The organism is Winogradskya humida, from assembly GCF_016862215.1.
Lineage (GTDB): Bacteria > Actinomycetota > Actinomycetes > Mycobacteriales > Micromonosporaceae > Actinoplanes > Actinoplanes humidus.
This window is the reverse complement of sequence record NZ_BOMN01000024.1, coordinates 1-18,834: the sequence shown is the minus strand read 5'-3', so window position 1 is coordinate 18,834 and position 18,834 is coordinate 1. Positions and strand designations below refer to the sequence as shown.

Annotated in this window: 19 protein-coding genes and 1 pseudogene; 10 read left to right on the top strand and 10 right to left on the bottom strand. The window is 68.8% G+C overall.

What is annotated here, in order from left to right; genetic code table 11:
* Positions 1-88 precede the first annotated feature (88 nt).
* The 3 genes from Ahu01nite_RS10275 to Ahu01nite_RS10265 all read left to right on the top strand — a co-directional run bounded on the left by Ahu01nite_RS10275 (position 89) and on the right by Ahu01nite_RS10265 (position 2,286).
* On the top strand, positions 89-445 hold the full coding sequence (locus Ahu01nite_RS10275; RefSeq protein ID WP_203836235.1) for a YkvA family protein: 357 nt from the start codon (positions 89-91) through the stop codon (positions 443-445).
* A 50-nt stretch (positions 446-495) separates the two neighbouring features.
* The gene (locus Ahu01nite_RS10270; RefSeq protein ID WP_203836234.1) at positions 496-1,854 is read left to right on the top strand and encodes a cystathionine beta-synthase; all 1,359 of its coding nucleotides are present in this window, start codon (positions 496-498) and stop codon (positions 1,852-1,854) included.
* Between the two features lie 156 nt (positions 1,855-2,010).
* On the top strand, positions 2,011-2,286 hold the full coding sequence (locus Ahu01nite_RS10265) for a hypothetical protein (protein ID WP_203836233.1): 276 nt from the start codon (positions 2,011-2,013) through the stop codon (positions 2,284-2,286).
* 266 nt (positions 2,287-2,552) lie between these two features.
* Here Ahu01nite_RS10265 and Ahu01nite_RS10260 read toward each other — a convergent pair whose 3' ends face one another.
* The 5 genes from Ahu01nite_RS10260 to Ahu01nite_RS10240 all read right to left on the bottom strand — a co-directional run bounded on the left by Ahu01nite_RS10260 (position 2,553) and on the right by Ahu01nite_RS10240 (position 9,637).
* Entirely contained in the window at positions 2,553-5,297 is a 2,745-nt protein-coding gene (locus Ahu01nite_RS10260; protein ID WP_203836232.1) for an AfsR/SARP family transcriptional regulator, read from the bottom strand.
* A gap of 176 nt (positions 5,298-5,473) precedes the next feature.
* Positions 5,474-5,995, bottom strand: a complete 522-nt coding sequence (locus Ahu01nite_RS10255) for a GNAT family N-acetyltransferase (RefSeq protein WP_203836231.1) — start codon at positions 5,993-5,995, stop codon at positions 5,474-5,476.
* Positions 5,967-6,896 carry a ribonuclease Z gene (locus Ahu01nite_RS10250; protein WP_203836230.1) on the bottom strand — a complete coding sequence of 310 codons (930 nt, stop codon included), beginning with the start codon at positions 6,894-6,896 and terminating at the stop codon, positions 5,967-5,969. The genes Ahu01nite_RS10255 and Ahu01nite_RS10250 overlap by 29 nt, the downstream gene beginning before the upstream one ends.
* 289 nt (positions 6,897-7,185) lie before the next feature.
* Complete coding sequence (ppk2, locus tag Ahu01nite_RS10245) at positions 7,186-8,139, bottom strand: polyphosphate kinase 2 (RefSeq protein ID WP_203836229.1); 954 nt, start codon at positions 8,137-8,139, stop codon at positions 7,186-7,188.
* 76 nt (positions 8,140-8,215) lie between these two features.
* The gene (locus Ahu01nite_RS10240; protein ID WP_203836228.1) at positions 8,216-9,637 is read right to left on the bottom strand and encodes a CYTH and CHAD domain-containing protein; all 1,422 of its coding nucleotides are present in this window, start codon (positions 9,635-9,637) and stop codon (positions 8,216-8,218) included.
* An 80-nt stretch (positions 9,638-9,717) separates the two neighbouring features.
* Here Ahu01nite_RS10240 and Ahu01nite_RS10235 point away from each other — a divergent pair, with 80 nt between their 5' ends.
* Positions 9,718-9,900, top strand: a complete 183-nt coding sequence (locus Ahu01nite_RS10235) for a hypothetical protein (protein WP_203836227.1) — start codon at positions 9,718-9,720, stop codon at positions 9,898-9,900.
* 161 nt (positions 9,901-10,061) lie between these two features.
* Here the strand turns inward: Ahu01nite_RS10235 and Ahu01nite_RS10230 are convergent, their stop codons facing one another.
* The 3 genes and pseudogenes from Ahu01nite_RS10230 to Ahu01nite_RS10220 form a co-directional block, all read right to left on the bottom strand.
* On the bottom strand, positions 10,062-10,385 hold the full coding sequence (locus tag Ahu01nite_RS10230) for a hypothetical protein (protein WP_203836226.1): 324 nt from the start codon (positions 10,383-10,385) through the stop codon (positions 10,062-10,064).
* 98 nt (positions 10,386-10,483) lie between these two features.
* Positions 10,484-11,033 (bottom strand): annotated as a pseudogene (locus Ahu01nite_RS10225) (hypothetical protein).
* A 10-nt stretch (positions 11,034-11,043) separates the two neighbouring features.
* The gene (locus Ahu01nite_RS10220; RefSeq protein WP_203836225.1) at positions 11,044-11,208 is read right to left on the bottom strand and encodes a hypothetical protein; all 165 of its coding nucleotides are present in this window, start codon (positions 11,206-11,208) and stop codon (positions 11,044-11,046) included.
* 222 nt (positions 11,209-11,430) lie between these two features.
* On the opposite strand from Ahu01nite_RS10220, the gene Ahu01nite_RS10215 reads away from it, so the two are divergent.
* Entirely contained in the window at positions 11,431-11,805 is a 375-nt protein-coding gene (locus Ahu01nite_RS10215; protein WP_203836224.1) for a hypothetical protein, read from the top strand.
* A gap of 121 nt (positions 11,806-11,926) precedes the next feature.
* On the top strand, positions 11,927-12,139 hold the full coding sequence (locus tag Ahu01nite_RS50320) for a hypothetical protein (protein ID WP_239158760.1): 213 nt from the start codon (positions 11,927-11,929) through the stop codon (positions 12,137-12,139).
* On the opposite strand, the gene msrA is transcribed toward Ahu01nite_RS50320, so the two are convergent.
* Both msrA and Ahu01nite_RS10200 read right to left on the bottom strand, forming a co-directional pair.
* Positions 12,140-12,793 carry a peptide-methionine (S)-S-oxide reductase MsrA gene (msrA, locus tag Ahu01nite_RS10205; protein WP_203836260.1) on the bottom strand — a complete coding sequence of 218 codons (654 nt, stop codon included), beginning with the start codon at positions 12,791-12,793 and terminating at the stop codon, positions 12,140-12,142.
* Between the two features lie 11 nt (positions 12,794-12,804).
* Positions 12,805-13,266 (bottom strand): HIT family protein, encoded by a 462-nt coding sequence (locus Ahu01nite_RS10200; RefSeq protein ID WP_203836222.1) that lies wholly within the window; start codon positions 13,264-13,266, stop codon positions 12,805-12,807.
* Between the two features lie 24 nt (positions 13,267-13,290).
* On the opposite strand from Ahu01nite_RS10200, the gene Ahu01nite_RS10195 reads away from it, so the two are divergent.
* The 4 genes from Ahu01nite_RS10195 (at position 13,291) to Ahu01nite_RS10180 (ending at position 18,474) form a co-directional block, all read left to right on the top strand.
* On the top strand, positions 13,291-14,442 hold the full coding sequence (locus Ahu01nite_RS10195) for a cystathionine gamma-synthase (RefSeq protein ID WP_203836221.1): 1,152 nt from the start codon (positions 13,291-13,293) through the stop codon (positions 14,440-14,442).
* Positions 14,443-14,473: 31 nt separating this feature from the next.
* Positions 14,474-15,835 carry an amidase gene (locus Ahu01nite_RS10190; protein WP_203836220.1) on the top strand — a complete coding sequence of 454 codons (1,362 nt, stop codon included), beginning with the start codon at positions 14,474-14,476 and terminating at the stop codon, positions 15,833-15,835.
* 42 nt (positions 15,836-15,877) lie between these two features.
* Entirely contained in the window at positions 15,878-17,101 is a 1,224-nt protein-coding gene (ilvA, locus tag Ahu01nite_RS10185) for a threonine ammonia-lyase (protein WP_203836219.1), read from the top strand.
* A gap of 146 nt (positions 17,102-17,247) precedes the next feature.
* Positions 17,248-18,474 carry a M48 family metalloprotease gene (locus Ahu01nite_RS10180; RefSeq protein WP_239158759.1) on the top strand — a complete coding sequence of 409 codons (1,227 nt, stop codon included), beginning with the start codon at positions 17,248-17,250 and terminating at the stop codon, positions 18,472-18,474.
* Positions 18,475-18,834: the final 360 nt, after the last annotated feature.

Sequence of the window (18,834 nt, the reverse complement as noted above, 5' to 3'; positions counted from 1 at the left end):
CGCGACAGTGCGACAGAAATATGACCCGCAGCCGAACGCGCGGATGTAGCGCGCGCCCGTCATGCTGGAAGCAGCGAAAGGGGACAACATGGCTAGAACGTTGCGTCGGACCGCTGCGTTCACCGCGCTCGCCAAGCAGTTGATGTCGGGCGCGCGGGGTGGTCCCTCGCTGAGCACCCGGCTGGCTGCGGTGCCGCGGATGATCAAGGCTACGGCCCGCCGGGAGTACGACGGCGGGATGCGGGTGGCGATGATGGCCGCTGCTACGGCGTACGTCATCTCGCCCCTGGATTTTGTGCCCGAGGCCTTCCTGTTCGTCGTCGGGCTCGCTGACGACGCCGTCATGATCACGTGGCTCGCGGGCAGTGTGCTCAGTGAGACCGAGCGTTTCCTGGAGTGGGAGAAGCATCGAGATGCGGTCCTACCCGGGACGGTGCGTCCCTGACCCGTAGGCTGACCTGACCATAAGGTCGGCACGGAGAAGGGCACACTGACGTGCGGTATTACGACAACGTCGTCGAGATCATCGGGGACACCCCCCTCGTCCGGCTGCGTAGCGTCACCGAGGGCATCGCGGCGACGGTTCTGGCCAAGGTGGAGTACTTCAATCCGGGCGGGTCGGTGAAGGACCGCATCGCCCTGCGGATGGTGGAGGACGCCGAGAAGGCGGGCCTGCTCAAACCGGGTGGGACGATCGTCGAGCCCACCAGCGGCAACACGGGTGTGGGGCTCGCCCTGGTGGCTCAGCTGCGGGGCTATCGCTGCGTCTTCGTCTGCCCCGACAAGGTCAGCGAGGACAAGCAGAACGTGCTCCGGGCGTACGGTGCGGAGGTTGTTGTCTGTCCGACTGCAGTTGCCCCTGAGGACCCGCGGTCGTACTACAACGTCTCCGACCGGCTGACCCGCGAGATCCCGGGTGCCTGGAAGCCCGACCAGTACAGCAACCCGGCAAACCCGCGCTCGCACTATGAGGAGACCGGCCCCGAGATCTGGAAGCAGACCGAGGGCCGGATCACCCACTTCGTCGCGGGCATGGGAACCGGCGGCACGATCAGCGGCGTCGGGAAGTATCTGAAGGAGCAGGGCACGGTCGAGGTCATCGGCGCTGACCCGGAGGGCTCCGTCTACTCCGGGGGCACCGGCCGGCCGTACCTCGTCGAGGGCGTCGGTGAGGACTTCTGGCCGACCACCTATGACCGGGACATCAGCGACGGCGTCATCGAGGTGTCCGACTCGGACTCGTTCGAGATGACCCGCCGCCTGGCCCGCGAGGAGGGCCTGCTGGTCGGCGGCAGCTGCGGCATGGCCGTGGTCGCGGCGCTCGAGGTCGCCCGCAAGGCCGGCCCCGACGACGTGATCGTGGTGCTGCTCCCGGACGGCGGCCGCGGCTATCTTTCCAAGATCTTCAACGACGGCTGGATGGCACGGTACGGCTTCCTCTCGGCCACCGACGGCACGCCCACGGTGTCGGCGGCGCTGGCCTCGAAGAGCGGCTCGATGCCCCCGCTCGTGCACGTCCACCCGACCGAGACGGTCCGCGACGCGATCGACTACATGCGCGAGTACGGCGTCAGCCAGCTCCCCGTCCTCAAGGCGGAGCCCCCGGTCGTGACGGGTGAGGTGGCCGGCTCCATCGCGGAGAAGGCGCTGCTTGACGCCCTGTTCACCGGTCAGGCCCACCTGCACGACACGATCGAGCGCCACATGGGCGAGCCGCTCCCGATGATCGGTGGCGGTCAGCCCGTCAGCGAGGCTGTCGCCCTGCTGGAGAAGTCCGACGCGGCGATGGTGCTGGTCGACGGCAAGCCCGCCGGCGTCCTCACCCGCCAGGATCTCCTGGCCCACCTCAGCTGAAGGCACGGTGATCGGCAGATCCTTGCCGATCACCGTGGCGGGCATCGGTCGTCACTGATAGTTGTCGAGGTCGCACACTCAGTCCGATCGGCGTGGGGCTGCCGGGCGTTGTATGGGTAGGAACACCAGCGACGCATCGGGGAGGTTTGAGGAGAAATGGTCATCGTCGACCAGTCCGCGCCGGCCGGTGTTGTGGACCGCCTGCTCTGGCAGGACGCCCAGCGGATGCTCGGGCGGCACTCTGAAGCCGGGCATGACGGCAACTGTGTCTGGTGTGGATGGCGCTGGCCCTGCGCGCCACGCCGGATAGCCGAGCGTGCCGACCTGGCCTCCCGGCGCCCGTGGCGCGAGGCCTGGACGGTCCGCCATGACCTCAACAGCATGCGCGACCTGCCCAACATGCAGGACGACAAACGCAGACGCCGGACCTGACGACGGGCGTCGTCCACGTGGCTCGACCGTCCCCCGGCAAGAGCCTCCGGATCGACGCCTACCCGCGGTGATGCCGTGCGTAGCCCCGCCAGCGCGCCGGTGTCCCGCACCCCGGACCCGCCCAGAACCGACCGACCGGCACGCCTCCGCCGGTCGGCGCCTCCGGCCAGGCGCAGCAACCGGTTCGGGCGGGCGCGGTAGGCGGGAGTGCGTGACCACAGGTTCCCCCGCATTCACTCGGTCACGCACTTCCGCCCTCCAACCTGCTAGAAGGCCAGCTTCCCGCGCACGGTCTCGGCCTCCTTCGGGTCGATCTCATCAAGAACGGACAGCGCCCGCCGCCAGTTTTCCCGGGCGGCCGTGGTCCGGCCCGCCGCGGCGTGCGCGTCGCCCAGCCGATGCAGGCCGTCACCCTGTGCGGACTTGTCACCGAGTTCGACGCCCAGGTCGATTGCCGTCCGGTACTGCGTGATCGCCTCGTCGTGCCGCCCGGCATGCAGCAGCGCGTAGCCGAGGCTGCTCCGGGTGTAGGTCTCCCCGAACTTGTCGTCCTGCGCGAGGTAGAGCTCGAGACCCCGCTTGCAGAGGTCGATCGCCTCCTCGTATTCGCCGACGAGCGCCTTGTACCACCCAAGGTTGTTGTAGGCGCCGGGAAGCTGGCCGGTGAGCCCGGCCCGGGTCACCAGCTCGAGTTTGCGTTCGGCCAGCGCCAGGGCCTCGGGGTAGCGCTCGACCCGTTCCTCGACCCAACCCATCCCGCCGAAGGTGCGGCCCATGGCGTCCAGGTCGCCGGTCTGCTCGTAGATGTCCAGCGCTGCCTGCAGATTCGCCCGCGCGGCGTCGTAGCTGCGTAGCCGGATGGACGCGTTGGCCAGGTCACGGTGGCTGCGCGCCTGGGCTGCCAGGTCGTCACCACGCTGCGCCGCGGTCAGCCCGATGCGATGCGCGCCGGCCCACTCGTGCCAGTGCCCGCTGCGCATCAGATAGGTGGTCAGCGCCCACGCGAGCTCCCAGGCCCGCCGGAACTCCCCGGTCTCCGCAGCCAACCGGACGGCTTCCAGCAGGACCGGGTATTCGCGGGCGAACCAGGCCGTCGCACCCGTATCGGTGGCGAACTCCTCCGGCCCGCACTCGTCGGCGGGCGGGCCCAGGTCGATCCGCTGCCGGGCCGGGAAGATCATCCGGTCGGCGGCGGCCGCGCTGTGCAGGTAGTGGTCGAGCAGGCGGTGCCAGGCAGCGGTCCGGTCGGCCTCGGTGTCGGTTTCACGAGCCAGTTCGCCGGCGTACACATGCAGCAGGTCATGCGTCGTGTAGTGATCGTCCCCGATGCGGGAGACCAGGTGCGCATCCACCAATTCGTCCAGGGACGAGCGGTGCAGCGCAGATGCCGCCGCCGCGGAGATCGAGCCGCCGATCCGCAGGTGCAGCAGCCGGAACAGCCGCGCCGCATCCGGGCTGAGCGTGCGGTACGACAACGCGAACACGCCCCGCACGTCGGTGGCCCGATCGCTCATGGCGAACGCGTCCAGCGTCCCCCGGGCCGCGCGCAGCCGATCCACGTAGGAAGCCAGCGAAGTGCTGCTCGCCGCGCGGGCCGCCGCGACGGCGAGGGCGAGCGGCAGCCGGCTGCACTCCTCGATCAGTGCGCTGACCGCCGATGGTTCCGCGTCGAGCCGGTCCGCACCGATCCGCTGGGCGAGCAGGACGCGGGCCTCGGCCGGGTCGAGCAGCCGCAATGCCAGCTGCGCGGCGCCCTCGCTCACCACCAGCCCGGCGAGCGGGTCGCGGCTGGTCACCACGGCGAGGCTGCCGGGTGCGCCGGGCAGCAGGTCGCGCACCTGGTCGGCGTCGTGGGCGTCGTCGAGCAGGATCAGCATCCGCCGCCCGGCCAGCAGGCTGCGGTAGAGCCCGATCCGGCCCTGGTGCGTGGCGGGGATGTCCTCGGGCGGGACCTCCAGCGCGTCGAGAAACCCGAGCAGCGCCTCCTCGGCCGGCAGTGGCTGACCGCGGGTGGAGAAGCCCCGGAGTCCTACGTAGAGCTGGCCGTCGGGGAAGCGGCTCGCGACCCGCCGGGCCCAATGCACGGCGAGCGCGGACTTGCCTACCCCCGCGGTGCCGGTGATGACCACACAGGACCGGGCGCTCAGCAGTGCGTCCAGTTCGCCCAGCTGCTGGGTGCGGCCGGCGAAGGGCAGGTCGGCGGGCAGCTGGGCGGGTGCGGGCCGGCGGTTGCCCGACGCGGTGACCGGCCCGTTGAGGACGGTCCGGAAAACCCGCTGCACGGCCACTCCGGGATCGAGGCCCAGCTCGGCGGCGAGTCGTTTGCGCAGATTCTGGTACGCGTCGACAGCCTCCGACCGCCGCCCGGCCCCGGTCAGCGCGAGCATCAGCAACTCGACGAAGCGTTCCCGGAACGGATGCTGATCGACCAGCATGGCCAGGTCGTCGACGACCTCCGTGGGCCGGCCGAGATCGAGCTCCCAGCCGAACCGGGTCTCCAGCGCCCGCAGGTGTCGTTCCTCGAGGTTCTGTGCGGCGGTCCGCAGGTACGCGGTGTCGAGCCCGCTCAGCGCCGGACCGTGCCACAACTCCAGGGCGGTGGCCAGCTCGGCGCTCGCGTCGGCGATCCGCCCGGCGGCGCCCAGCTCCTCGGCACGCGCCACACCCGCGTCGAACGCGGCCAGGTCGAACGGGATGTCGTCGAGCCGCAGCAGATATCCGGGGGAGTGGCGCAGGATCACCTCGTCGCCGAGCCCGCCCTCGCGCAGCCTGTTGCGCAGCGTCGAGACCCTGTTCTGCACCTGGATCCGCGCGCCGGCCGGTGGCTGGTCGTCCCACACGGCGTCGATGAGCTGCTCGACCGAGACCACCCGCCCGGCGTTGAGCAGCAGGCAGGCCAGCAGGCTCCGGGCCCGTTCACCACCGAACGCGATGGCCGACTCCGGCCCCCTCGCCTCGACGGGTCCGAGCACCCAGAACCCTCGTCCGCGCCGGCCCCCGTCTCTGATCATGATCAGCGAAACCTATCTCTCCGTGCCGCCCTATGAAAAATCTGTGGCGCCGCCGGATTAGCTAGCTCGCCGGGTGATCGGCCGGTGCGTGTGCGTTGCTCGCCCCACAAGGCGACGCGACAATCGGGGGGTACCGGCCGGTCCCCGCCCCAGGCCGGACCGGCCATTACGCCCCCTCAGGCCGGTCCGGCCCCGGGCCCCACGCTTCGCGAATAACGCATCTGCAGCACCGGCTCGGCGCCGATCGGTTCCACGCGGGTGGTGCCGTCCGCTGCCCACCCACCCTTTTCATAAAAGGTGCGGGCCCGTGCGTTGCCTTCCAGAACCCAGAGCACTGCCCGATTTCCGTACGCCGTGAGCGCACCCAGCGCGTCCACCATCAACGCCCGTCCGACCCCTTTCCCCACAAAATCGGGGTCGGCGTGGATAGCGCCCAGTTCACCGGTCCCGTCCTGCTCGCTCGGACCCAGATAGGTGAACCCGGCGAGCCGCCCGCCCGCGATCGCGACGGTCATCCGGTGGTTGTCGGCCTCCCATTTCCACCGCTCGGTCCACCATTCACCGAGCGCCGCCGGCGAGCCGAAGGTCAGCGCCTCGGGCGTGAGAATGTCCGCGTAGGCCGATGCCCGTGACCGGTAGTGCAGGTCGCCGATGCCCAGCAGATCGTCGTCAGTTACGGGACGCAGAAGCAGGCTCATGGGACAAACTTAGACGCGGGGGGACTTTCACCCGCATCAAGTCTTCCGCGAGCACGATGTCGCCGTCGAATTCCGCGCGCGCTTCGTCGAGGAAACGCGTGCTGTCTGCGTACCGTTGGGAGAAGTGGGTCAGCACCAGCGTGCGCGCCCCCGACTGCCGTGCCACCGACGCGGCCTGGCCTGCGGTCAGGTGGCCGACCTCAGCGGCCATCGCTGCGTCCTCGGCCAGGAACGTCGACTCGATCACGAGCAGGTCGGCGCCCTCCGCCAGGGCGAAAACGCTGTCGCACAGCCCGGTGTCCATGACGAACGCGAACTTCTGGCCCGGGCGGGGCACGCTCACGTCGTCGAGGGAGACGCGGCCGGATCGCCCGGTCCGCTGCAACTCACCCACGGCGGGACCGCTTATTCCGTACGCCGAGAGCAGCGCCGCCACCATGCGCCGTCCATCGGGCTCGACCAGGCGGTAGCCGTACGTCTCGATGGAATGCCGCAGCGGCAGCGCCGTGAGCGTGCCCGCGGAGGTCTCGACCCGGAAACCCGGCCCGACCGGCTCGGGCCGCAGATCGGCGACGTCGTAGAAGCTGGTGGCGTGCCACAGCCGGTCGAGGTATTCACGCCCGCCGGCCGGGAAATGCACCCGGACGGGGTGCGGCACCTTGTCCAGGGAGATGCGCTGGATGATGCCGGGCAGCCCAAGAGAATGGTCGCCGTGGAAATGTGTGATGCAGATGCGGGTGAGCGGGGTTACGGCGAGCCCGGCCATCAGCATCTGGCGCTGGGTGCCCTCACCCGGGTCGAAGAGGATCACCTCGTCGTCCCAGCGCAGCTGATAGCCGTTGTGGTTGCGATGCCGCGTGGGCACCTGACTGGCCGTGCCCAGAATCGTCAGCTCGCGCATTTTCTGTCCCGAAATTAAGGCGACCCCCGGGGACTTCCACACGCTCTCACGAGCGGGTGGTCCGGTCGGACAAGGCCGGATCCCCGGGGGTCGGGTGGCTGCCTGGTGCTCGCCGAACCGCTGCCACACGGTCTCGACGTACTACACGAACTTTCGAAGCTGTCGAGGACAGCGGCTAGCGGACAGCCACCTCACGAGTCCCGATGCTATGCAACTTCGGACCACCTCCCTTCACGTGTACGGCTACGTTAACCACGCGAGGGGCTCGGCGACAACGCTTTTAAGGTCACTACAGCCGCGGGAATACGCGCGGGGACATCTCGGTGCCCTCCACGGCCAGCGACGCGGGGCCCACGATCTGCGGATCGGGGGTGCGGACGATGTCCGTGTCCTTGCCGGTGTAGTCGAAGCGGTCGAGCACGTAGCGCATGGCTTCGATCCGGGCCCGCTTCTTGTCGTTGCTCTTCACGACGGTCCACGGCGCGTCGGCGGTGTCCGTGTAGAAGAACATCGCCTCCTTGGCCTCGGTGTAGTCGCCCCACTTGTCCAGCGACTCGAGATCCATCTTCGAGAGCTTCCACTGCCGGACCGGGTCGACCTGCCGGATCGCGAACCGGGTGCGCTGCTCACCCTGAGAGACCGAGAACCAGAACTTGACCAGGTGAATGCCGGAGCGGACGAGCATCCGTTCCAGGTCAGGGGCCTGGCGCATGAACTCGAGATACTCGGCTCGGGTGCAGAAGCCCATCACCCGCTCGACACCCGCCCGGTTGTACCAGGACCGGTCGAAGAGCACGATCTCGCCGGCGGCGGGCAGGTGCTGGACGTAACGCTGGAAGTACCACTCGCTGCTCTCGCGCTCGTTCGGCTTCTCCAGCGCCACCACCTTCGAGCCGCGCGGATTCAGGTGCTCCATGAAGCGCTTGATGGTGCCGCCCTTGCCCGCGGCGTCACGGCCCTCGAAGAGGATCACCATCCGCTCGCCGGTGGTCTTGCACCAGTTCTGCAGCTTGAGCAGCTCGATCTGCAGCAGCCGCTTGTCGTGGTCGTACTGCATCCGCGGCATGCGCTCGTCGTACGGATAGTCCTCGCGCCAGGTGTCCACGGCGCTGCCGTCCGCGTTGATCAGCACCGGGTCGTCGTCATCGTTGTCGGAGACCCGGTAGCCGCCGAGCTCGGCGATCGGCCCCGAGTAGGGCGGGGTGGTCAACTCATCGTCGAACTGGTGCTCCTCGGCCTGCATGAACAAGGTTCTTACCCAGTCGCCGCGACACCCCAACTCGCAAGAGGTGACCGAAACATGGACGCAGGGTTAACGATCAACTGAGCCACGCGCGAAGGCTCCCCTTCCGGGACTTCTCGGTCACCTCGGACAGTCCGAGCCGGGTCTCCTCGCCCACCTGCTCCTGACGGGCGAAGAGGATGCCGTAGTCGAACGCGTTCGGCCGCTCCCACGCCGCGTCCTGCAGCACCTCCCGCGCGACCACCGAATCCTGATGCGCGCCGAGCACGTCCTGCAGCTCGGTCAGACCTTTCACCAGCTGCCTGCCGGGCTTCCCCGCGTCCTCGGCGAAGACCTCCACGGCGTACCGGGCCTGCTTGTACTTCTTGCGGGCCTCGTGCAGCTCGCCGTCGTCCGCGGTCGCCTCGTCGAGCAGCTGATCCGCCTTGCGCAGCGCCTTGGCGGCCCGCCCCAGCGCCCCCGCGTCCTCGATCCCCTTCGTCACCGCGTCGTCGACGAGGTCGTCGATCGCGTCCAGCAGGGCCAGGTAGCGGTCCGAGTCAAGATCGGTGTGGAGCTGCTGTTTGCCCTGCTCGACCGCGATGGCGAACCTGTCCCGCAGCTCCTGGGCAACGGTGGGGAACGGCTCCGCGGCCCTGCCCAGCTTCTGCGAGAGCACCTGCGCGTCCCGGACGGCGCCGAGACTGTCGGCGAGCCACTTCAACTCGTCCTTCAGCGGCTCCGCGCGCTCCTGGTTGAACGAGGCCTTGAACGTCTTCAGGGTGCTCCGCAGTCGGCGGGTGGCGACCCTCATCTTGTGCACGGCCTCCGGCTCCACCTCGCGCACCGCGGCGTCCTGCTCCGCGATGGTGTCGCGCTGCTCCCGTGCGTACCCGAGGACGGGGTTGAGCTTCTTGGGTTTGCGGTTGATCTTCCTGAGCCGGTCGTCGAGCGCCCGGGCCAGCTTGGACGGCCCGGCAGCCGGGGTGGCGCCCGCGGCCCGCAGCAACTCCTCGACGGCATCGAGCAGCTCGGGGCCCCCGTCGACCAGCTCGACCTCGAGCTCCTGCCAGCGCTGCTCACCCGCGTCGGTCTCGGCACCGACCTCGTCCTGCGCGACCAGAGCCAGCGTGCGGCCGTCACCGTCCCGCAGCGGCGTCTCGATCCGGTGCGTGCGGAGCCGGGCCACAGGCTTCAATTCACGGGTACGCACAATCGAGCGCACAATCCCGGTCAGCTCGGCAGGCACGACGTTCTCATCGTCCAACGGCATCTGATGCTCTTTACGGCTGGACCCGGTCCCCGGCGTCTTGAGATGCCACCCCGCATCGTTGCCACCGGTCCGTCTGCGCAACGTGTGCTTGTTACGGGCGAGCCGGAGATCCGCGGTGTCAAAATAGGTCGCATCCAGGTCGTGGACCTCCGCCTCGCCGAGGCTGGCCACCGCGCCCGTGAGATCGGGCAGGATGAAACCGGCGGGAACGTCATACTTACGTTCGGTCTCCGTCGCCGTCTGCATAGAGACAGTCTTACCGATCTCGACGGGATTTACTCCAGCGTCTCAGCCAACGCACAGCCCCGCCCGTCATATTGGATCGCGTGAACGAACCCGAACGCCGCAAGGTGTCCCTGGCCGGGCTCGGCCTGCTCAGCGCCGGCGCCGTCCTCGGCCTCACCCTCTCCGGCCCCGGCCCCGCCCAGACCGACGCCGCAGCCCGCCCGCCGGCCACCACCGCCCCGGCAGACCCGGCCCCCGCGGACCCACCGCCGACTCCCAGCTGATCCGGTGCTTCGCCTCAGCGTTTTCTCAGCCTGATCTTGCACACTGGACAACAGGCACCCGAAGCCCCGGTTCCCGTCCCCCGTGCGGGCGCCGGACTTCGCAGCCGACGAGAAGCGCCGCCAAGACCGCCGCCCCGGTCGAAGCGGCGCTTTTCTCTTCGCTAGATCCGCGTGCCATAACGCGTATGCAAATAATGGGCCCGCGAGTATTCAGCCGCCGCCGCCCCGTAATACATGGTCGCCAGCGACACATGAAAACTGTTGTCACTCAAAGCATTCCGAGCATTCACCGTCTCGGACCACCGAATCTCGGCATCGGTCTGGCTGATCCCTTTCCGCGCACACTGCTCCAAAGTGAGCGCCTTCCCCACCCGCCACTTCTCCAGCGCGCTCTCCGCCTGGTGCATCATCGCCCGGGCCTGCTCGATCAGCGCCTCAGCAACAATCCAGGCAGCATGCTCCTCAGCACTATGGAACCTGGGCATCAATCCCCACCTCCGACCGACCCGACCTCCCGAAACGCCCTGTTCTTCCAGTGTGTGATCACGCTTCGTCAGCTGTCGATCTTTTCCACCCACATGGATTACCCCACCGCTCCGAGCAGCTCACCCCGCCATTCAGAAAACCGTTCCCGCATCACGCCGGCAGCGGCTTGCTCCACGCCGTAAGCGGCAAACGCGGTATCGCTGATCTGCTGCAGGGCCCCGAGCGCCGCAGCGAACATCTGCCGGTCAAACCCGGAGTCGGCCGCCTCGGCCAGCCGCACAAGTCTTCTCTGGTGTACTTCCCGCTCAGCAGGACCGCTTCGATGTCGAGAAAATCGCGCGGAAGGGCACGGCCATAGAGGGCTGCCATCTTGTTGCCGACAGCATCATCGGGGTGCAACACTGGCCCCGATATCCAGCGAAACGGGGGCATGCGCACGCCAGTCAGCGGCGAGCTCCACCTTTTGCGGAGCTGCTCCGGGCTCGTCGTCGCGGGTGACAAGAAGCCGGGCGAAGGTCTCCGCTCGTGCATCGACAGCCACCCATGCCTTGCATTCGAACCGCATAACCGCCGGCCAGCGCGAGTCCATGCTCCCCGCCCGCGGCCTCGAGAGCGATCGCGGCCAAGCGTCGATGCCTGGGATCCATGCCCCGGACCCTACGCGGCTGCCGAACCCGTTCCCGTCGGCCCCAGCTCGGGGAAACGCCGTTCCCAGGTGCTGCGCAGGTCTGCCGGGAGCCACAACATCGGCCATAGCCGGACCAGCGTCGCCCGATCGAGGTATCCATGCAGGTCATCCGGCTTGGTGGCCTCAATGAGCACCGTGCGGCAGTAATCAACGATCCTGCTGTCCGTGTTCGGGCCGGGTCGGCGTTCGGGTGCGTGGATGACCGGGTTGCGGCGAGTTCTGAAAAAGTTCAGTATTGAGCTGTGAGTGGAACCCGGGAAGTGCAATGGAGCGAGCTGCAGCGTGACCCCAAGGGTGTCGCTGCCCTGGCGGACTCGGGTGACGTGCGGGTGCGACGCAGGGACGGTGCATCACTCTTGCTGATGCGCGAGGACCGGGCGAATGCCGCCGGTGAGGGAGCCTTCGCCGCCGCTCGAGCGCTTCGCAACATCCTCGCCCACCTGCCGACTGCGGCCGCGGTCGAGGCCTTGGCGGAGGAGTTTCCGTGGCTCACGCTGCTACCCGAGGATGAGCTTCCTCAGTTCGTGACTGACTTCACGAAGTCGGCGCGGATCTCTGCGGAGCTGGGTCAGTGGTCAGTCCTTGCCCAGACGGTCAGGGAATGGCGGGCCACCGCCGCTGTCTATGCCGACCCGAAGCTCCTCGCGGAGCTCACGACGCCGCTGACGGGAGACTACGGCCCGGTGCCGGCGCCGGTAGAAGAGGACGAAGATGTCGCCCAAGCGCGGTGACCGCGTAGCCCCTCCCGGGCGGCCTGGCGGCTGGGAGGCGCGCTTCGCGACCTCAGAAGCGGCTAAGGGCTGGGAGCAGTTGTGTCAGACGGCACGATCGAATACTTGGGAAGCATGGATCGTGCTGACGGAGCGACCTACCGCGCCGGAGAACCCGGCGCGGCAGCATCGTCTTCGCGGAAAACTTGCTTCGCACGAAGTCGGCGGTAAAACACTGGAGCGCTGGCAGTACGAGGTAACCGCGGGAAGCCGGATCTGGTACTGCCCCGATCCGGACAGCCGCATCGTCTGGGTGGTTACAGCAAGCCCGTCCCACCCGAAGGTGACCGACTGATCAGGCGGTCTTGGCGACGCCGATGGGGCAGGTCATGCCGTTGGGGCCGTGGTTGCAATAGCCGCCGGGGTTCTTGTCCAGGTACTGCTGGTGGTAGTTCTCGGCGTAGTAGTACGCGCCGAGCGGCTTGATCTCCGTCGTGATCGCGCCGTGGCCGGCGTTCTTCACGATCGGCTGGAAGGCCTCCAGGCTGTCCTGGGCGATCTCGGCCTGTGCGGGCGTGGTGGTGTAGATCGCCGAGCGGTACTGCGTGCCCTTGTCGTTGCCCTGGCGCATGCCCTGGGTGGGGTTGTGGTTCTCCCAGAAGGCCTTGAGGAGGGTTTCGTAGGTGACCTCGGCGGGGTCGTAGACGACCTGGACGACCTCGGTGTGGCCGGTGGAGCCGGAGCAGGTCTCCTCGTAGGTCGGGTTCTCGGTGAAGCCGCCCGCGTACCCGGCTGAGGTCGAGTAGACGCCGGGGATCTCCCAGAAGATGCGCTCGGCGCCCCAGAAGCAGCCCATGCCGAACACAGCCGTCTCGAGGCCGGCCGGCCAGGGGCCCTTCAGAGGGGTTCCGAGCACCGTGTGCGTGTCGGCCACCGGGATCTCGATCAAGCGTCCCGGGAGGGCCTTGTCGGGGGTGGGCAGCTCGAGCTTCTTGTACCGCAGGAACACGGTGACTCCCTTCATCCGCTCGGTGTAACAACAACCCCCTCGTCATCCTTACCCGACGACGAGGCGAGCGCCGAGCCGATGCGAGCCGCATAGGAAAGGGCCTCGTCGTCGGAGGTGTATTTGGTGCGCGGCCAGAAGAAACCGCGTAGTCCGTCACCCTTTGTCCGGGGGACGACGTGGAAGTGCAGGTGTGGCTGCGACTGCGACACGACGTTGTTGTTCGCCACGAACGTGCCCTGCGCGCCCAGAGCCTGGGGCACCGCTCCGGCGACGCGCTGCACGAGGGTGAAGAAGCCGGGCAGAAGGTCCGCGGGCAGGTCGGTGAGTTGCGACACGTGGGGGCGGGGGACGAGCAGGACGTGGCCTTTGAAGACTGGGCGTACGTCGAGGAAGCCCACCCCGTCCGGGGTGTCCACGACCTTGAACGCGGGAACCGTGCCCGCCACGATCCCACAGAAGAGGCATGCGGCCATCTGCGCAGACTAGCCTTGCCCCTCATGACGGGTAATGAGTACGGCTTCGACACTCTGGCCATCCACGCGGGGCAGGAACCGGACCCGCGGACCGGATCTGTCGTGCCGCCGATCTACCAGACGAGCACGTTCGCCCAGGACGCTGTCGGCTCGCCGCGGCTGGGATACGAGTACAGCCGATCGGGGAACCCGACCCGTGACGCGCTGCAGGAGTGCCTGGCCGCGATCGAGGGTGGCCGCCGGGGCCTCGCGTTCGCGAGCGGGCTCGCCGCCGAGGACGCCCTGCTGCGGACGCTGTGCCGGCCCGGTGACCACGTCGTGATCCCGGACGACGCGTACGGCGGCACGTTCCGGCTGTTCAGCAAGGTCGCCGAGAACTGGGGGCTGGACTGGACCGCCGCGCCGCTGGGCGATCTCGACGCGGTCCGGGCGGCGTTCCGGCCCGGCAAGACGCGGATGATCTGGGCCGAGACGCCGACGAATCCGCTGCTCAACATCGCGGACATCGCGGCGCTGGCCGGGCTGGCCCACGAGTACGACGCGGTGCTCGCGGTCGACAACACGTTCGCCTCGCCGTACCTGCAGCAGCCGCTCGGGCTGGGCGCCGATGTGGTGATCCACTCGACGACGAAGTACCTCGGCGGGCACTCCGACGTGGTCGGCGGCGCGCTGGTCACCGCCGAGGACGGGCTCGGGGAGCAGCTCGCTTTCCACCAGAACGCGATGGGCGCCATCAATGGGCCGTTCGACGCGTGGTTGACGTTGCGGGGGATCAAGACTCTCGGCGTACGGATGGATCGGCACTGTGACAACGCGGAGCGGATCGTCGGTTTCCTGCAGAGCCACGCGAAGGTCGTCGAGGTCCTGTATCCCGGTCTTGAGTCGCATCCCGGACACGAGATCGCGGCGAAGCAGATGTCGCGCTTCGGCGGCATGATCTCGTTCCGGGCGAAGGGTGGCCGTGAGCAGGCCATCGACATCTGCAACCGGACAAAGCTCTTCGTCCTCGCGGAGTCGCTGGGCGGCGTCGAATCGCTCATCGAGCACCCCGGGCAGATGACACACCTCAGCGCGGCGGGCTCACCGCTTGAAGTCCCCGCCGATCTCGTGCGACTGTCTGTCGGCATCGAAACCGCTGACGATCTGCTCACCGACCTCGAGCAGGCGCTCGGTTAGATCTACTAGAGACCACAGGCGGAGACGGGCCATGGAAAACCTGGCGACCACGTGGGTGGGTGCCACGGCGAAGCAGATCTCCCGTGCTGTCCGTCGCGGCGACACGACGGCCACCCAGGTGGTCGCCGACCACCTGGAGCAGATCGCGATCTCCGACCCGGCGCTGTCGGCGTTCCGGGTCGTGCGCGCGACGGAGGCGATCGTCGAGGCCGAGAAGGTCGACGAGCAGGAGGATCTGGCGAACCTGCCGCTGGCCGGGGTGCCGGTCGCGGTCAAGGAGAACACGCCGGTCGCCGGCCTGCCGACCTGGCACGGCTCGGCTGCGGCGCGCACGGGGATCGCCGAGGACGACCACGAGGTTGTCCGCCGGCTCCGGGGCGCGGGCGCCGTCGTGGTCGGCGTTACCCGCATGCCCGAGATGGGGTTGTGGGCGACCACGGACGACCCCGACGAGGCCACGCGTAACCCGTGGTCGCTGGACCGCACCCCGGGCGGCTCGTCCGGTGGTGCGGCCGCCGCGGTCGCGGCCGGTCTGGTGCCGATCGCGCACGGCAACGACGGTCTCGGCTCGGTGCGCATCCCGGCGGCCAACTGCGGCCTGATCGGGCTCAAGCCGGGCCGCGGCGTCATCCCGGTCGACCTGGGTCGCGAGGACTGGCTCGGGCTGGTCGAGCACGGCATCCTGGCGACCACCGTCGCCGACGCGGCGCTCGGCTTCAGCGTTCTCGCCGGTCGCTCCCCGGCAAAACTAACCCCGCCGGAAAGGCTGCGGGTGGGCGTCGGCCTGCGCTCTCCGGTCCAGGGTGTACGCCCGGACGAGCCGAACCGTGAAGCGGTGTCGACGGCCGCGAAGCTGCTCGTGGACGCGGGACACGACACGGTGAAGGCAGAGCCCGACTACACCACGTCGCTGGGGTTGTCGGGGCTGATGACCTGGTTCGCGTGCGCGTACCGTGAGTCTCAAGGCCTTGATCTGTCGAAGTTGCAGCCCCGCACCCGGCGGCACATCCGCCTGGGCAAGCTTGCCTGGAACCGAGGCTGGGCGAGGCAGGGCCCGCGTGACGCGTGGCGCGCCAAGAGCATCGCGTTCTTCGAGGAGAACGGCATCGACGTGCTGCTCACCCCGGCCCTGGCAGCCTCACCGCCACCGGCCGGCGGGCATGCGAGCGGCAGCTGGCTCGCCAACATGCGGACGAACGTCAGCTACGCCCCGTACGCCGCGCCATGGAATGTGGCAGGTCTGCCCGCGATCGTGGTGCCGATGGGCCTGCGCCCGGACGGACTGCCCGTCGGCGTGCAGCTGATCGGCCCGCCGGATTCGGAGCTGCTCCTGCTCTCGATCGCGGGGCAGCTGGAGGTCGCCCGGCCGTGGACCCGGCAGGCATTCGTCTGATCCACTTTTCAAGATCACCGAACGGGTGCGACGATCTCCCTCATGAGTGACCTGCTTTCGCTCGCCGACGTCGAGGCGGCCCGCAAGGTGCTGGGCGACGTCGTGAAGACCACCCCGCTCGAGCACTCGGTGCCGGTCAGCACCGTCCTCGGCATGCCCGCGTACCTCAAGTGCGAGAACCAGCAGCGTGCCGGTTCGTACAAGGTGCGCGGCGCGTACACGAGGATTTCCCGGCTCACCGACGCCGAGCGGGCCCGTGGGGTGGTCGCGGCGAGCGCCGGCAACCACGCCCAGGGCGTCGCGCTCGCGGCGGGCCTGCTCGGCGCGCAGGCCACAGTCTTCATGCCGGAGGGCGCGCCGCTGCCCAAGGTCACGGCGACCAAGGGCTACGGCGCCGCCATCGAGTACGCGGGGACGTCCGTCGACGACTCGCTGGCCGCCGCCCGCGAATTCGCCGACCGCACCGGCGCGATCCTCATCCACCCGTTCGACCACCACGACGTCATCGCAGGTCAGGGCACCGTCGGCCTCGAAATCCTCGAGCAGCGCCCCGACGTCGGCACCATCATCACCGCGGTCGGCGGCGGCGGCCTGATCTCCGGCGTAGCGGTCGCGGCCAAGGCCCTCAAGCCGGACGTACGCATCATCGGCGTCCAGGCCGCCGGCTGCGCCGCCTACCCACCGTCACTGTCGGCGGGCGCCCCCGTCACGCTCACGGAATCGGCCACCATCGCGGACGGTATCGCCGTGATGCGCCCCGGCGACCTGACCTTTGCCCACGTCAACGAACTCGTCGACGAGATCGTCACCGTCACCGACGAGGACCTCTCGGCAGCCCTGCTCGTCCTGCTCGAACGGCACAAGATGGTCGTCGAACCGGCCGGCGGCGCGGCGGTCGCGGCCCTGCTCACCGGCAAGATCGACCTCAAGCCCCCGGTGGTGGCGATCCTCTCGGGCGGCAACATCGACCCCCTGCTCCTGATGCGCGTCATCGAGCACGGCCTCGCCTCGGCGGGCCGCTTCGTCCGCCTCTCGGTCCGCACCGGCGACAAACCGGGCCAGCTCGCCGGCCTGCTCTCGGAGATCGCCCGCCACCGCGTCAACATCGTCGACATCGTCCACACCAGGCACAACCCGCACCTCAACTTCGGCGAGGTCGAGGTCCAGCTCTCCGTCGAAACCCGCGGCCCGGACCACACCAACACCCTGATCGGCTCCCTCCGGGACTCCGGCTACCTGGTCACCCCCCTTTCAGGTACGCCCTGAGCAGGTTGTTTTCCGGGCAGCGCGCGCTGATTTCGCGGGGCATCGCGTGCTGTTTTCGCGGGGCGGCGTGCGCTGACTTCGCGGGGCGGCGTGCGCTGACTTCGCGGGGCAGCGTGCGCGACGGTTTTCGGGCATGATCTCGCGTCGTGAACTGCCAGGAATGCAGCGAAGAAACGGTGTCGATGCGGGGCGCCGAACCCTGGTGCCCCGCCTGCGAATGGAACCTCGGCCGTTTCGAACCGGACCGCCGCCGCCCCGAGCTCGGCTGGCTGTGGGTTGACCGTGCCACCCACCGAACCGCGTGGCGCCTGACCGAACGCGAATTCGCGGCTCTCGTGCAACGGCCGCTCGACGCGCGGAAGTGGACTGCTCCGCGCGTACTCATCATGGTTGTTGCTGTGGTGTTGTTGCTCTTTGTGGCAGCGCTTGCGGTGTGCGGGATCTGGCTGATCACGTACGACTTCCCGAAACTCACCATCCTGCCGGGAGTGGCCCTGCTCGCCCTGGCCATCGCATTGCGCCCCCGCCTCGGCGGCCTACCCTCCGAGATTCACGAGCTCCCCGAATCCTCAGAACTCGCCGCCCTCGTCACCCACGTCGCCGAAGCCATCGGAGCACCGCAACCCCACATCATCGGGGTGGACGATTCCCTCGGCGCCTACACGACCACCATCGGCCTGCGCCGCCACCGGGTCCTGGTCCTCGGTCTGCCGCTCTGGTCAGCCCTGACCGATCAGGAAAAGGTCGCGCTCATCGGCCACGAGCTGGGCCATTTCGCCAACGGCGACATCCGCCGCGGCCCCCTGGTCCACATGGCACTGACCACCCTCGGCAAACTCTCCGCGCTGACCCGCGAAAGTGGCACCGCCACGACCGTGCTCGAAATCGTGGTCGCCGCGATCCAATGGTTCTTCTCGCGCATCGTCTTCCTGCTCCACCTGCTCGTGGTCTGGCTCGGCCTCCGCGACTCCCAACGTGCCGAATACCTCGCCGACGAACTCGCCGCCCGAGCCGCCGGCACCGCGGCGGCAGCCACCCTGTTCGACACGCTCCTGCTCCACGACTCCCTCGAAACGGTGATCACCCGGGAGGCCAGGGCCAGGCGTGGCCTCCCGGCCTGGAAAGCCGCGGCAGCCGAAGCCCGGACCAGCTCGGCCCCGCGCCTGCCCCTGCTGCGCCAGCTCAGCCGCCGCGACGAGGTGTCCCTCTTCGCCTCCCACCCACCGACCGGAATGCGCGCGGCAATGCTCCAACGCCGCCCCGCCCACCCCGCCGCTGTCACCCTGACGGAACCCCGATCCGCCCGCATCGACACCGAACTGGACCCCATAGCGGAACAGATCCGCCGTGAACTCGCCGTTCAGGCTTTCTGACCCTCGGTCTCAGCGCGTTCTCGCACCACTGGCGAAAGCTGGTGGCCTGCTGGGACGGCGGGTGCGGCGTCGCAGATACCGTCGCTCTGCGCCTCGATCTGACCGACCAGTCTGAGGGCCCCGCCGTCAGCGGGCCCTCTGTCGTTGGCCGGCCCGCCCGCAATACTCTCCAAGTTCTCAGCCCGCCCCAGCCCAGCCCAACCGCAGCCGGGACCCCTTAGCCGGCCCTGTCACCCAAGCCGGCGCGGTCCTGTCACCCCATGTCGGCCTAACCGCAGCCGGGGTCCCTTAGCCGGTCCTGTCACCCGTGCCGGCCCGGTCCTGTCACCCATGTCGGCCCAACCGCAGCCGGGGTCCCTT

Excerpts from the sequence above, each read along its gene's own strand:
- Ahu01nite_RS10195 (WP_203836221.1), top strand. The coding sequence starts at position 13,291 with ATGACGGGTAATGAGTACGGCTTCGACACTCTGGCCATCCACGCGGGG.
- Ahu01nite_RS10240 (WP_203836228.1), bottom strand. The coding sequence starts at position 9,637 with ATGCAGACGGCGACGGAGACCGAACGTAAGTATGACGTTCCCGCCGGT.
- ppk2 (WP_203836229.1), bottom strand. The coding sequence starts at position 8,139 with ATGCAGGCCGAGGAGCACCAGTTCGACGATGAGTTGACCACCCCGCCC.
- Ahu01nite_RS10255 (WP_203836231.1), bottom strand. The coding sequence starts at position 5,995 with ATGAGCCTGCTTCTGCGTCCCGTAACTGACGACGATCTGCTGGGCATC.
- Ahu01nite_RS10275 (WP_203836235.1), top strand. The coding sequence starts at position 89 with ATGGCTAGAACGTTGCGTCGGACCGCTGCGTTCACCGCGCTCGCCAAG.
- Ahu01nite_RS10190 (WP_203836220.1), top strand. The coding sequence starts at position 14,474 with ATGGAAAACCTGGCGACCACGTGGGTGGGTGCCACGGCGAAGCAGATC.
- Ahu01nite_RS10260 (WP_203836232.1), bottom strand. The coding sequence starts at position 5,297 with ATGATCAGAGACGGGGGCCGGCGCGGACGAGGGTTCTGGGTGCTCGGA.
- Ahu01nite_RS10265 (WP_203836233.1), top strand. The coding sequence starts at position 2,011 with ATGGTCATCGTCGACCAGTCCGCGCCGGCCGGTGTTGTGGACCGCCTG.
- Ahu01nite_RS10230 (WP_203836226.1), bottom strand. The coding sequence starts at position 10,385 with ATGCCCAGGTTCCATAGTGCTGAGGAGCATGCTGCCTGGATTGTTGCT.
- Ahu01nite_RS10250 (WP_203836230.1), bottom strand. The coding sequence starts at position 6,896 with ATGCGCGAGCTGACGATTCTGGGCACGGCCAGTCAGGTGCCCACGCGG.
- ilvA (WP_203836219.1), top strand. The coding sequence starts at position 15,878 with ATGAGTGACCTGCTTTCGCTCGCCGACGTCGAGGCGGCCCGCAAGGTG.
- Ahu01nite_RS10200 (WP_203836222.1), bottom strand. The coding sequence starts at position 13,266 with ATGGCCGCATGCCTCTTCTGTGGGATCGTGGCGGGCACGGTTCCCGCG.